Below are 15,589 nucleotides of genomic sequence, written 5' to 3' on the forward strand. Positions count from 1 at the left end.
ACTAGCATTATGGATACGCAACAACTACAACAACTCTATACCGGCTTACAAGGACAGGTTAACAGCGATGATCAACTGTACTTTGTAAATGCCACTGCTGCGCTCGATCTTCCGATCACCTCAAACAGTTACAAACAATTTGTACCGGACGGACAATTGATTATCAATGCCGTTGTGATTGCAATGCCGGACGAAAACACTATTCTTATAAAAGGAGTAACGTCCTCGTTCCAGATACCCGACTGCGATTGTTTTGTAAAGTTTTATATTGAAAATGAAATTCTTAACTCAACCTTTTATATCACGCTTTTAGGTGAAACCATAGCCTTACCGGGCGTTAACTGGTTTACCGTTACCCTTCCGTATTACGAACTTTGTATTGCCGAAGCCGAATTACCCGTAGTAGGTATCGTTGGTGGAACCATCAACACCGGAGTGACATTACAGGTGGCTATGGGCTATCCCGTTACGGATAACATCTGGATGTTTCAGGGGCTTTTTTCCGATCCGTATCCGAGTATTTCCAATTTTTACCAGTTGGCCGGCGGAATCAACCTTACAACCGCGTTACCGCAACCTTTTAGTACGCTGAGTACCTTAGGTTTAAAATCGATCGATATCAGTTACGATTCCGCCAATAGTATTGTCGACTATATGGGTATTGAAATCAGTACGCCACCCGATTATATCTGGCAGATCTTACCCGGCGTAGCGATTACCGGTATTGATATTTACTGTATCGTTTCCGGTTTTAGTACGTCCAGTGCGAGTAGTACCGATTTTACCATTAACGGAACCTTTACCATCGGTCCACCCGATTCCAACACTATAGCCCTTACGGCACATTATCCGAATTTTACGGCCAGTGTCCAACTCATTGAAGGAACGATCCAACTGGGCGATCTGCTTACGATGTTCTGGAGCGGTACCACGATCGATCTGCAATCCGAAATACAGGTTTTAAACATCGAAATCGATCCCGATTCTCAAAACTATACCCTTAATTGCTCCATTGTGAGCAACTGGGTTTTCTTTACCATTAACGACCCGAGTCTGAGTTTTACGATGACAGGACTCAACCTCGACGTAAACAGTCTTCAGGGAACGACTACCGGAGAAATTGCCGGTTTTTTCCATATCGGCCCAGATGATCAAACCGGTGTTGATCTAACCATTTATGCCGGATATGATGCCACAGCCTGGACTTTTGGCGCAAGTACGGGTACCGATCAGACCATTTCCCTGGGTTCTATCGCCTATACGTTTCTAAAAGCCTTTGGTATGGCCGATATTCCAAGTTGGGTAACCGATAATTTACCGAATATCAGCAATGTCAATTTTGTAACCGTAGTACCGGACGACAAAACCAAGCTTACCACTTACGACGTTAGCGGTGATGTAAACTGGCATTTGCAATACAGTTCCTTTGATTTGGAACTCGACGCCAGTGTGGCGATAAAATATGATGAAAACGGTACGTCGGGAACCATTGCCGGAATCGCCGATGCCCGTCAAATGCTTGGCCTTACCTTTGAAGTCGGTTACGAATTTGGTTCCGAAGAAACACAGGTATACCTCAACATGCCGGAATTTGCCTGTAACATAACCTATATCGGCAACACCGACTACGACAGCATCGACATCAAATTCGATAAAATCTCGCTAGGCGAACTGATCACCACATTTGTAGGAACTTTTAGCCCCGGGTTTTCATTGGCTGCGCCGTGGAATTTACTTGACACCATCGACCTGTCCGGATTTGAATTTACCTATACCCGTTATAAAGAAAACAACAAAAGTAGCATTGTAGCCACGATCCCACTTCATATCGACCTTGGGTTTATCAATATCGAAACCTTAAAAATCACCAAAGATGCCGAAGACGCCTCCAGTAGCGGTGTTTATATGTACTTTACCGGAACCTTTTTAGGACTGCCAATCGAACCCGATTCGCCGTTACAGGAAGACGGAAAAGGTAGCGATGCCACGCAAATGCCACCGGTACCGGGAATGGGAGAAGAATTTTTCGATTTAAAACTTCTGGCCATGGGGCAACACGTGTCGCTTTATGATTCGCCGGAACTCAACTCGGTTGACGAAGCCATCACGGCACTGGAAGAAGCTTTTACCACGACTTCCAATACCGGTGACAGTACGATTCCGGTTCCGGCCGCAACACCCGATACCAAACCCGGTACGCTTGTATTTGATCAAAACAGCAACTGGTTAATTGGAGCCGATTTTACCGTGGCGAAATTCTATCGTGTGGCGACCGTTTTTAACGATCCGAACCTTTATGGCTTGTTGATTGGCGTGAGTCCGGAATCCAATTATTTTAAAAACTTACAATTTGAAATCCTTTATAAAAAAATAAACGACTCGATCGGAATGTACCAACTGGATTTACAATTACCGGATGAATTCCGGCATTTTGAATTTGGCGAAGTATCGATCAGTTTACCCATTATAGGCGTACAGATTTACACCAACGGAAATTTCTATCTCGACTTCGGATTTCCGGCCAGTATTACCGACTTTTCGCGTTCTTTTTCCATACAGGTATTTCCATTTTTAGGATACGGCGGGTTTTATTTCGGTTACCTCAGCGGAGCAACCTCCAACAGTGTACCGACAACAACCTGCGGAAACTTTAACCCGGTAATCGAATTCGGACTCGGCCTTTCGCTTGGTGTAGGTAAAACCGTAGACGAAGGAATCTTAAAAGCCGGATTATCCCTTACCGCTGTTGGAATTTTTCAGGGTGTATTAGGATTTTTCAGCGCGAATCCAAATTTAGACACCTACGACGACACCTACTATAAAGTACAGGGAACTTTTGGTCTGACCGGTCATATCTACGGAGAAGTCAACTTTGCGATTATTTCGGCCAAAGTCGACATTATGGCCTATGCCTATATCACGATGACGATCGAAAGCTATATGCCAATTCCAATTACCTTTGAAGCCGGTGTTTCGGTAAAACTAACCGTTAAAATCCATTTGGGATTGTTCTCGATCAAAGTTTCGCTTCGATTCAGCACCACCATCAGCGCCTCATTTGTCGTAGGAAGCGACACATCGGCCTCCGCACCGTGGAATCTTTGTCCGTCGAAAGATGCTTTGGCCAAAGGTGCCTTACCGCAAAATTACCGAAGTCTGCAACGTTTAAGCCTTGCCGAAACGACTCCGGTTGTTTTAAAATGGCAACCGTTGCAAACCACCACCAAGGTTCCGTTGGATTTAATGTTCTTCCCGCAATTAACCGTTTCCGGCGAAAGCGGCGCCTCCGGTCCGCAATATATTGCCATGCTTTATATTAACACCGATCCGGACAATAACAGTCTTTTTGGCGTAACCGAAGGCGTATTATATTGGGCGATCAATGCCTTAATTGGAAATACAGCAGACAATACCGGACTGGACTGGCTTCAAAACCAAACGATCACCGCCGACCAGATGAACAGTATGCTCTGCTATTTTAATACGCGACCGAATCACGAACCGCCGTTTAACTATAGCAATGCGGCACAAGACGACATCAAAACCTTTTTCAGTACGTATTTCGAATTAAACATCCGTGCGGTCGATGCCAACACCGAAGGCACTATGGATGCCGCCGTATTCCCGGTTGTTCCGGAATTATTGCTGAATACCATTTTAAACGGAACCGCCGGAAACCCGATCGATTTTGCTACGGAAAGCATGACCGGCGATCAGAACTATATTAGCGATATTACCGCCTTATTAGCGTCGACCAGTGTCGATTACCAATCGGATATGACCGCCGATTACTATGCGCCAACCGATTGTGAGAATATATCCGATCCGACCTACGAGGAGCAACATAATTTATCGTTTCCAACGTTTATGTTTACCGATTTCGTAGCCTTACTGGCCAAACAAGCCATACAATCGGCGTTGGACTACCTGAACACTCAGGAAACCTTCTCCGGAACGGTGAGCGATGTCGTAAATCATGCGGTAACCGACAGTATCGACGGTATCAGCGGTATGGCTTCACGATTTATGTTACACGGAATGCGTTTGCCGGCACCACCGGATGCGGCAACCGGAGTAACCCAACCATTATATGTATTAACAGGCCAACAACTGGCCATTCCGAGTACGTTACAACAAGGTGATGTATATTCTATCGTTTTGGAAAACCCGGACGAATCCTGGATCAATATGGTATCCGGAACCGATAACAAACTCACCGTTACCATCGACAATAACGAGATACAGCACATTCACGATATTGCCGCCATTTCGCTTAGTCCGGTGTTAACCTATGGCCCAAGTCCATTGATCAACTATAACGATACCCCACAAACCTTCTCATTGGGAAGTCCGGCCTTATGGCAATATCCGGGCGATTATTATCCGGAGGTTACCAATGAGCCGTATATCTGGAAATTACCGTCCAATTTGACGACTATTTTCTCCGAACAAGGCAACAACTGGCAATTTGTAGTCAAATCGCTCACCACAACGGCAAGCGGAACCACCCAGGCCGATGTGCAAAACTATACGTGGGGAACTACGATTAACTTTACCTTACAAAAAATAACGGCACAATCCGGGTTGGTAACGCCACTTTCCGGAAACATGTACAATCTGGTAGGTGCCGACGATGCAAGTACCGTTTACCTACAGGAACTCCTTACCTATCTGAATACCATAGGCGATACCGACGGAACCCGTACAATACAACAAATCCAGATTATCTACCAGCCGGATCCGACACAAAACAGCAATGGCGGTTATCTGTCGGATGCCAACGGCGACTATAAAACAGCCATTATTCAGGCGAATCTTTCCACCGAAACCAATCCTGCCGAAAGCATGATGCGCATGATGGTTATGGAAGCAACTCCGGAAGGCACTTACAATACCTTAAATACCGCCGGTGATTTTGTCAAACTATTATGGGAATGTAGTACCGTTCGCAGTGGCGGTTACTATTTCTACTATGAAAACAATGCCACCAACGGCTTACCGGATTCCTTATTTGCCGGAACCGGTGTTGCCAATCTTGCGATACAAATCACCTATAATACCCTAATTAACAGTCCATTTGTAAATAGTGTCATCATTGGTGATTCGATTGATACTTCCATTACTTCCGTATTTGTACAATCGCCGGAAACAGCACCATTGGATCAGCAGTATACCACCCGTATTGCCACATTACTACCGGGAACCGTAGGATATGAAGTTTCCCGTCAGAATCCGGGTGACTATGTGCCAACACAACCGGTGCCAACCATAGCCGAAGATCAGGTCTATCTGGAAACCCAATTCAACCTGATTGGTCTTGCGGTACCTGCCATCCCGGATTATGTCAACCCGACTCCGGCCGGTCCGGTCGATTCTACCGATGATGAAGCCGTTTCCAACACCGAAGATGGCAATACATCGGATAACGACGATCTGGAAGACTGGAACTATAATGCCGTGATTCCGTATTACAAATACGTACAACCGGAAGGAACCGATCCGTTATATCCGAATCCATATGCCGGAATTGGCGATACGGTTGAAATGGTTTTAAACTGGCAGGATATGTTTGGTAATATTCCACCAAACGATACGCAGCCTTTACATACCGCCATGCAGGTATTGTATAGTGATGCCATCATCGCCCTGAGTCAGTGGCCATCGGTATCGGTATCGTATTTATTTAGCCTGCTTTCGGAGGCGCCAAACCTAAGTCTGACCTTCAACTTTAATACGTCCCGCTATAAAGGAGAAAGCGCACAGAACAACGCCCAAATTGATTTACAGACCTATATGAACCTGTATTATCAATTGGACAGTCCGAATATGGCACTTCGTTATACAACTACCGTAGAAGACACCGTTGATGCCCAAGGCAACACCACTCCTATGGTACACGAGCTGGCGAATTCGGAACTACTAAAACAATTTATCAATCCGATAATCGAATATTTAAAAACCGTAGTGGCCGGAGAAGCCGCAGTAGATGTACAGGCCTATACGCTCAATACGCAAATGACCACGACAAACCTGGTTAGCCTACCGGAAATCGCGTTAATTACAACGAGTTTCAGTATGGTTCGTACCGCCTATCTCGATCCAAACTTTGTGGGTGTAGCCGGTGTTGCCGAAGCCACAACTCAAATTCAACCGCTATCCGACAACAGTCAGAATAGCATGTTGGCGCTGACTTATTTTGCACAACAATTTGAAACCGCCTTCCTTAACCAACCGTATACCGGTATTATCTTAAAAGCCGCAACCGGAGCGAACCTTACCAAAGGAAACAGCGATACCACAGCCAATGCGCCATTATGGATGGTCCGTTTTGACAGTACGGGTGCCAAAGGATTGCGCTTTGGATTTAATAAAGACCAAACCTATTATTTTGCACCGGTTCCGTTGGCTACGAGTCTGCAATCGTTCTCCGCTTCGATTGCCAGTTACGACAAAGGCGCTCCGGACGGTAGTGTGGTTAAAAACTTTAACAGCATCGATATGGATAGCTGGGGATTACAATTCCTTCAGGCGGTCGATAAATTCCTGAGTCCGGCTTATTCCGTTCCGGCATTTTTACTAACCGCTTATAAGGTATTCCCGGACGATCCGGATTATCTGCAACAAATACTCGATGCCAAGCAAACCATTGCCGAAGCTATCGAAGGCACCATCGACTTTATCATCGATCCTTGTAGTGGAGAAACATCGCCACCTTGTACGGCAAAAGACCCTTCCAACATCGGCAATGCCCAGGAAAAATGGAAACAACAAATCCTGATTCAGCTTTCGAATGCCTATCGTTATGTCGCTTCCGTACAAACCACAGCCAGTATCAGTTCGTCGTATAGCGGTCCGGAATATGCCGATGCCAACAACGATCCGCCACATGCGCCGTTTGTACCGAATTTATATGGAAAAATGCTTGGTCTGGATCCTACGCTTTCCGGTACCGACGAAATTCCAACATCCACCGAATATTCCTTATCGACCGCAAAAGTTCCAACCGCAAACGGTGCTTCCTGGCTAACCTATATGTTTGAAGCCAAAGACAGTGCCGAAAGCCGTAGCTTTACTTTTGGCGATATGCAATACAACGTTAGTCATATGGAATTTGACATCACGGAAATTCCGGATCTGGACGATTATCTGGCTTCCTCATGGCTGACTTTTATCGTTCCGTTAAGCGGTGAAATCAATTCCGAAGTCACACCATTGGCACAAATGGGCGATGTGGGCGAAACCACCATTCCGGTGCCGTTGCGCTCCTATCCTACACCACCATCGGTTACGGCTCAGAACTTTAATTATCCGGCCAACGACGATGCCTCACCTACCATTGAAGAAGCCCGTCAGTGGGTGTATTACTACACCTATCAGAACACTTCGGCAGCACAGGATACCATTGTAACGGAAGTGCAGTTTAATGTGACCGATGAAAACCAGAGTGATTATACGGTGATGAATACCAAAAATCTGGGCATGTATCAGGCTTTGGCACAGTTTATCGATTCTTACCCGTCGTTAAATGCCGACTTCGACAATTGTCTTGCGATGCTAACGCCGGCCACCATGGATGCGAATTCAGAATTGGCTCAGGATGCCCGTTATGCCATGCTTGCGTTTATTGACATCATTAATCAGGTCGCCGCACAATGGTCGGTTACCAATCAGGTAAACCCAAGAAAAACGGTTAACATGGCTATGCAAGCGGACTTCACTCCGGCACCACCATATACCTTAGGCTATACGATTACCGAGAGTTATGAAGAAGAAACCGATTATCTGATCCTGACTATTATTCCGGAAGATCAGAAATCGGCGGATGCCAATATCACCGTGACGATTGATAACTATACCAACGAATTGATTCCGGGTGATACACTTGCCTATCGTTATTACCAACTGGATAACAACGGACAGCGTGTTTATCTGTTGTATGAAGACCGAAATGTCAACCCGTCGCGAAATGTAGTGTTGGACGATCTGGATATTCTGAGTGCGCAAAATGCGTGGAGTAGCGTTGCCGTAATCCGAAATGAAGAATTACTTCAAAATAAAGATGGTAGCTGGCAAACCACCAATCCGTTGTTTATTTACCAGACGCCACAGGTGATGTTCTACAACAAACTTATTCCGTTGTTGAATACCGATAACGCGATTAATATCGCTCAGATCGCAACGCCAAGTTATCCGGCAGCGCCAAGTAGAACGTTACAGAATCAGTTGCTGGCTTTATTTGACGCTTTAACACTCAATATTGACGCTTCGATTACCGAGTTTAACATCAAAATGCAATGTGATTATACCTATAGCATACCGGGAACAACGTTTACAATCGATGTTCCGGTGGTGATGTTAACGCCAACCGCAGTAGATGTAACCGCGCATGGTGCCAACATAGCCAATATGCTAACCGACGGTATTACGAACTGGATGAATAGTACCAGTCCGCAACAGAACAACGGTACTTTTAGCTTTACGCTTACAGCCTATTCGGTTACCGATGCCTATGTTCCTATTTTACAAATACCACTTATACTATCTTTGACTGCTATTACCGATTTGTAATAGCATAAGAACCTCCCCCTTGCCTGTTCCTATAAATCGGAACAGGCTTTTTTATTTTATAGTTTTCTATTTTATTGTCACGGATTACACCCGAAGCTTTAGCCGAACTGATGAAGTAAATCTGCGATATCGGGGTACTTTTAGTTGAATACAAAGTCTTATAAGGATAATCAAAAAAGTCAGGTAACGATTTGGTAATGCTGTTTATTCCTAATATTTTTCAAATAATATCCTACAAAAGGATATGTATATACGGATAACTCGAAGATATAGCAGTTTGAAATTGTTATTCGCAAAATATCATTTGATATTTATTATTTTTGTACTTTACTTCCGATAATATAAATTATATAGAAGGAAAATGACCCCTGAAGGAAAAGCCAGAGAAATAATCAACCGGATGCTGAATGAATCTGGGTGGGAAATCGTCAATAGAGACAATTACTCACCTAAACTCTCAGCTGTGGCAATTGAGGAAGGACTATTAAAAGGAAATCTTGAAGCTGATTATCTCCTGTTTATCAATGGAAAAGCGATAGGAGTACTTGAGGCAAAAAGAGAAGAACATCGGCTATCTGATACTGTCATTAAGCAAGCTGAAAGATATGTTCGCAGATTGCCCAGTTGGTGTTCTTATTGGTATCACCCCTTACCCATAGTTTATTTATCTAACGGCAAAGAAATTCTATTCAAGAATAGAAATAATCCTGATGAGAACTATACCGCTGTTTCCCGGATTCACTCACCGAAAGAAATCGTAAAAATGCTTGGTATAGAAGATTACTATGCCGGTTTACCTACTCTGCAAAAGAAAGGATTACGAGCTTGCCAATATGAAGCAATTACTGAATTGGAATCCAGTTTTAGATTAGGACAATCTCGTGCGCTAATGGTATTGGCAACAGGATCGGGCAAAACTTTTACTGCATGTATGGCGGCTTATAGATTACTTTCATATACACCGATGAAGAAAGTACTATTTCTTGTTGACAGAAACAACTTAGGAAGACAGGCAGAAGGAGAATTTGGAACATTCAGACTAACAGAAACAGGAGAGCCTTTAAATACAATTTTTACCACAGAACGGCTAAAATCTGCGAAAATCCCCAAAGATGCTAATGTTATTATTTCAACTATTCAACGGCTTTTTGCACTACTTACAGGTCAGGAACTGGATGACAACGATAATGATGAGTCAAATAATGAAGATGACAACGAAATACAATTGGGTGGAAAACTGAACCTTCCTCCTGATTTCTTTGATTTGATCATTATTGATGAATGCCATCGTTCTATCTATGGTAATTGGCGACAAGTTCTGGAGTATTTTAAATCCGCGAAAATGATTGGTCTAACGGCTACACCTGCTCCGGAAACCCAAGCCTTTTTTAATAATAATTGTATTGTAAATTATACGCTCGAAAAATCTATTGCTGACGGAATCAACGTTGATTATCGTGTATACCGTATCAAAACGCAAACTACAGAAAGCGGAGGCGCGATAAAAGAAGGTGAAAATATCACACAGATAACAAAGTATTCTGGTAAAACGGAAGATGTGAAAAATTCAGTAGAAAAAACATACACTTCTACGGAACTGAATCGTAGTATCGTTAACCCTTCGCAAATCAAGTTGATTTTAGAAACTTATCGTGATGCTATATATACGGAATTATACCCGGATAGAGCAGCTCAATTAGAATATATTCCTAAAACCCTCATTTTTGCTTTAAACGATGCCCATGCGACAAATATAGTTCGAATTGCTAAAGAGATATTTCCGAACCAATCCGAAAATTTTGTTCAAAAAATCACCTATTCTGCAGGAGACAGTAATCAACTCATCAGAAGTTTTCGTAATGATAAAGATTTTCGCATTGCCGTTACGGTAACTTTAGTAGCAACAGGGACAGATGTTAAACCTCTGGAAGTTATCATGTTTATGCGCGATGTAGAATCTGATTCTTTATATATACAAATGAAAGGACGAGGCGTAAGAACTATAGGAGATGAACAACTTCGAAATGTAACGCCCAATGCCATCAGTAAAGATCTTTTCTTTTTGGTAGATGCGGTTGGAGTAACAGAACATGAAATGCAGGTTACTCGTCCAGGTGGTGAATTTTCTTCCCCGAATATGGCACTAAAAATATTATTGGAACGCATCACGCATGGAGATTTGCCAGATGACAATTTAAGATTGTTAGCAAGTCGTTTATCACGTATCAATATCAAATCTGATGATCAACAACGTCAAAAATTCACTGATTTAGCAGGAATTGAGATCAAAGATTTGGCTGTACAAATATTCAATGTGTTGGAAGGTGATTCACTAGAGCCTTTTATTGATATCAACCAATCTAATCTTGTTCGAAAGGGACTTGTTAAAGCTCTAGCCCATAACCCAAAAGCACGACAATATCTGTTAGAGTTAAATGATGGATTTATAGCCATTTTACAACCGGGAGAAGACAATTTAATTGAAAAAGGATTTTCAATTGAAGAAGCTCAAAAAACAACACAAGCATTTGAGGAATATATCAATACACATAAAGACGAAATAGAAGCTTTGCGTATTATTTACAACAATACAAATGCCCCAATTACATACGGAATGCTTAAAGATTTAAGAGAAAAGCTCGTTCAAATTAGTAACAAGTTTAATCCTGTTTTATTATGGAATACTTATTCTATTCTTGATCCGACTCATGTTGTTTCATTTCGCTCAAAAGATGAAAAAGATGCTCTAACCAATATCATTCAATTGGTACGCTTCGCCTTTAAAAAAGTTCCTGAATTACGTTCGCTATCATCCACTGCTGCGAGTCGATTTGAGCTCTGGTGCGGGCAAAACCAACGTCCATTGACTGAAGCTCAAAAAGAAATTATCCGCAACGTTGTTAATTACATTGTAGCTAATGGTAGTTGCACTATGAATGACATTAAAGAAGAAGACAAACCTTTAGTCGTTCAAATGATAGGAAATTTTGGCTCAGCAGATGCTGTCAATACCGCAATAATATCACTTTCACAATTCATTTTAAAAGCTGCTTAAAATAAAAACATTAATGGCAAAAAAAACAATTGCAAGCGAACAGTCGCTTACTAAAAAAGTATGGAGTTTAGCTACCATTCTTTCTTCACAAGGTGTTGGATTTACAGATTATATTACGCAGTTAACCTATCTCTTATTTTTGAAGATGGATAACGAAAATGTTGAAATTTTCGGTGAAGATTCTGCGATTCCGGAAGGTTTTCGCTGGAATAATTTAACAGAGCTTGACGGACTTGATCTAATCGATCAGTATGAGAAATCGCTTAAAATACTAAGTCTGGAAGATAATCTGATAGGTACAATTTATACCAAAGCGCAAAACAAAATAGACAAACCCGTATATCTCAAAAAAGTCATAACGCTCATTGATGAAGAAAACTGGCTTTCGATGGACGGAGATGTTAAAGGAGCGATCTATGAAAGTATTCTTGAGAAAAATGGTCAAGACAAAAAAAGTGGTGCGGGTCAATACTTTACACCACGACCATTGATCAACACAATGGTTGAGGTCACCCATCCTCAAATTGGAGAAACAGTTTGTGATCCGGCTTGTGGTACAGGAGGATTCCTTCTTGCTGCTTATGATTACATGAAAGAACAATCGCAGGATAAAGACAAGCGTACGTTTTTACGTGATAAAGCATTGCATGGAAATGATAACACGCCTCTTGTTGTTACTTTGGCTTCGATGAACTTATACCTACATGGAATCGGTACAGAGCGTAGTCCTATAGAATGTTGCGATTCATTAGAAAAAGAGCCGGACACACTGGTTGATGTTGTGCTTGCCAATCCCCCATTCGGAAATCGTCCGGCGGGCTCTACTGATATTGCTTCTATGCGTACTGATCTTTATGTATCTACTAGCAACAATCAGTTAAATTTTATGCAGCACATTATGTTAATGCTTAAAAACGGAGGAAGAGCAGCTGTTGTATTACCAGATAACGTGTTGTTCGAAGGTGGCGCAGGAGAAACGATTCGCAAAAAATTACTGACTGAATTTGACCTTCATACGATTCTTCGTCTGCCAACGGGTATTTTTTACGCAAATGGAGTCAAAGCAAACGTTTTGTTCTTTTCTAAAGGTAATAAGACCAAAGAAACATGGTATTACGATTATCGTACAAATGTAAAACACACATTAGCCACCAACCCTATGCAGCGTCAGCATTTAGATGATTTTGTAAAATGCTACAACACAAACAATATTCATGACAGAACAGAAACTTACTCTGAAGAAAACTTATCTGGTCGCTGGAGAAAATACTCCTCAGCAGAATTATTGAAAAGAGATAAAACCAGTCTTGATATTACATGGATTAAAACCGGAGAGGATACCGTTGATATGTCGCTTGCCGAATTGATCACACAGATTGAAGAGAAAAGCTTTAACATCGCAAAAGCGGTAGCTTCGTTAAAAGAAATAATTGGAAAAATTGAGGAATAATGGATACGAAAAAATTACGACAAAAAATCCTCGATTTAGCAATACGTGGTAAACTAGTTCCTCAAGATCCGAATGACGAACCAGCGTCTGTACTTATTGAAAAAATACGTGTAGAAAAAGAACGATTAATCAAAGAAAAAAAAATTAAGCGCGATAAGAACGAATCTTATATTTACCGTTCTGATAAATCATATTACGAGAAGTTCGCAGACGGAACCGTAAAATGTATTGATCAAGAGATACCATTTGAGATACCCGAGAGTTGGGAGTGGTGCAGGTTGGGCTCTATTACGCAGCATAATACAGGTAAAACTCTTGATAAAGGACGAAATACAGGTGAGTTATTTGAGTATATAACGACCTCCAATATCTATTGGGAAGGATTCGAGCTAAATACTTTAAAGAAAATGCTAATAGAAGAAAGCGGTATTGATCGCTTTACGGTAAGAAAAGGAGATTTACTTGTTTGTGAGGGGGGAGACTCTGGTAGATCTGCAGTTTGGGAATATGAACGAACAATTTGCTTTCAGAATCATGTTCATAGAGTACGCCCATATTTGAATATAGAATCATGGTATATCTATTTCTTTCTTCATAAAATATATCTAAGCAAAGAAATAGATCAATACAAGAAAGGGGTTGGAATTCAAAGCTTATCTGGAGAAGCGCTTTCGTCAATTCTCTTACCATTACCTCCGACAAAAGAACAACAACAAATTATTTTAGAAATTAATCAATGTAATAGCTTTGTTGAGATAATAGAACAGAATCAGGGACGTTTACAACAAATTGTAAAGAATACAAAATCCAAAATTCTTGACCTCGCAATTAAAGGCAAACTTGTTCCACAGGATCCCAACGATGAACCAGCTTTTGTATTGTTGGAACGCATAAAAGCAGAGCATCCAGATAGCAAAAAGAAGACGAAAAAAACAAGTGATAACTCACATTATACAATGGAAGTTCCTCAAGGTTGGTCAATATGTATGTTGGGAGATTTATTCAAGTTTATTAGAAATGGGATCACTATATCTCAAAATAAAGAAATGAAAGGAATTCCTATCACTAGAATTGAAACTATATCGAACGGCATGATCAATAGAGAAAAAATGGGTTATGCTAACATAATAGATATTAATAAATATAGTGACTATTATTTAAAAGAAAACGACATATTAATGTCTCATATCAATAGTCCTATTCATGTTGGGAAGAGTGCAATATGTGAATATCTTCAGAATGAAGAAAAAATAATACATGGAATGAATCTACTATGTTTTCGTCCTATAGAAAATTTAAATGCTAAATATATTAGTTGGTATTTTAAGTCACCTGTTTTCAATGAGTCTATACAGCCTTATATTAAAAATGCTGTCAATCAGGCAAGTATAAATATCTCTAACTTAAATTCTTTGATAGTCATATTACCTCCATTTAATGAACAAAAACGAATTGTTCTAAAAATTGAAGAAATTTTTGTGTCACTTGATAAAATAGTAAATTCAATTAAAGCGTAAGCATTTGCCTACGCTTTAATGTTTGTTGTTTACCAATTCACAATTTTGTCAACAATTGCTTGTTGTTCGCTTGCGGTACGTCTAAGATAAATACGGGTAGTTTCGATGCTTTCGTGCCCCATAAGATCGGCAAGCAACGCTATGTCATTGAACCTATCTAAAAAATTTTTAGCAAAGCGATGACGGAAAGAATGCGGATATACAACATGTAGATTCAAACCATATTTAGAAGCAAAATGTTTTAACTGTTGAGAAATTCCACGGGTTGTAATTCTTTCCCCAAAACGATTGAGAAATATATAACCGGATTTTATATTCTTTGTTTCTAACCATTTAATAGATTCTGCACGTAGATTTTTTGGGATATATAGTCGTCTGATTTTTCCCCCTTTTGTGTACATATCAAGGTGTCCGATTTGAACATGTTCAGCTTTTATCTGCAACAATTCACTAACACGAGCTCCGGTTGCTGTTAAAAACCAAACGACAAAGTACCATTCAATATTTCCATCTGCTTTTAACTTCGTTTTGAAAAACTTATAATCTGCATCACTGATAACGTTTTCAAGAAAATTTTTCTGCTGAACTTTGACAAATTTGAGCTTCAATCGATCTTTTTTGATAAACTCAAGGTATTTGTTTATTGCCTGTAATCGTAGGTTAACCGTTTGTGGTTTAAAATGTTCAATTAAAAAACCTTTATACGCTAAGAGATTTTCTTTATTTATTTCCTTGTAGTTCGTTAGGAAATGATTTACTGTCCAAACATAGGACGTAATTGTGTTTTCAGCCAAGTCATTTCTGCTTAGTGATTTTTGGAATTCTGTTACCATTATTCTATTAATTTTTAAAATAAGACAACAAATTTATCTTGGCTAACTCACATTATCAGAACTTGCCTCAAGGATGGGCAGAATGCACCTTAGAAAGTATCGGTTCTTGGTCATCCGGATCAACACCAAGTCGTTCAAATAAAATGTATTATATAAACGGAACCAT

5 protein-coding genes are annotated in these 15,589 nt (G+C 40.8%); 4 read left to right on the plus strand and 1 reads right to left on the minus strand.

From position 1 onward, the window contains the following. The first annotated feature begins 9 nt into the window (after nt 1-9). From AAFN64_RS08905 to AAFN64_RS08920, 4 genes are all read left to right on the plus strand, one after another. Complete coding sequence (locus AAFN64_RS08905) at nt 10-8,568, plus strand: hypothetical protein (RefSeq protein WP_347760162.1); 8,559 nt, start codon at nt 10-12, stop codon at nt 8,566-8,568. 361 nt (nt 8,569-8,929) lie between these two features. Continuing rightward, complete coding sequence (locus AAFN64_RS08910) at nt 8,930-11,623, plus strand: DEAD/DEAH box helicase family protein (protein WP_347760163.1); 2,694 nt, start codon at nt 8,930-8,932, stop codon at nt 11,621-11,623. 13 nt (nt 11,624-11,636) lie between these two features. Beyond that, entirely contained in the window at nt 11,637-13,073 is a 1,437-nt protein-coding gene (locus AAFN64_RS08915) for a class I SAM-dependent DNA methyltransferase (protein ID WP_347760164.1), read from the plus strand. Beyond that, on the plus strand, nt 13,073-14,590 hold the full coding sequence (locus AAFN64_RS08920) for a restriction endonuclease subunit S (RefSeq protein WP_347760165.1): 1,518 nt from the start codon (nt 13,073-13,075) through the stop codon (nt 14,588-14,590). Before AAFN64_RS08915 ends, AAFN64_RS08920 begins: the two co-directional genes overlap by 1 nt. 29 nt (nt 14,591-14,619) lie before the next feature. Here the strand turns inward: AAFN64_RS08920 and AAFN64_RS08925 are convergent, their stop codons facing one another. Then, nucleotides 14,620-15,423 (minus strand): tyrosine-type recombinase/integrase, encoded by an 804-nt coding sequence (locus tag AAFN64_RS08925; protein ID WP_347760166.1) that lies wholly within the window; start codon nt 15,421-15,423, stop codon nt 14,620-14,622. Between the last annotated feature and the right edge of the window lie 166 nt (nt 15,424-15,589).

The sequence above is a fragment of the Flavobacterium sp. CAU 1735 genome (assembly GCF_039888695.1).
Taxonomy (GTDB): Bacteria; Bacteroidota; Bacteroidia; order Flavobacteriales; family Flavobacteriaceae; genus Flavobacterium.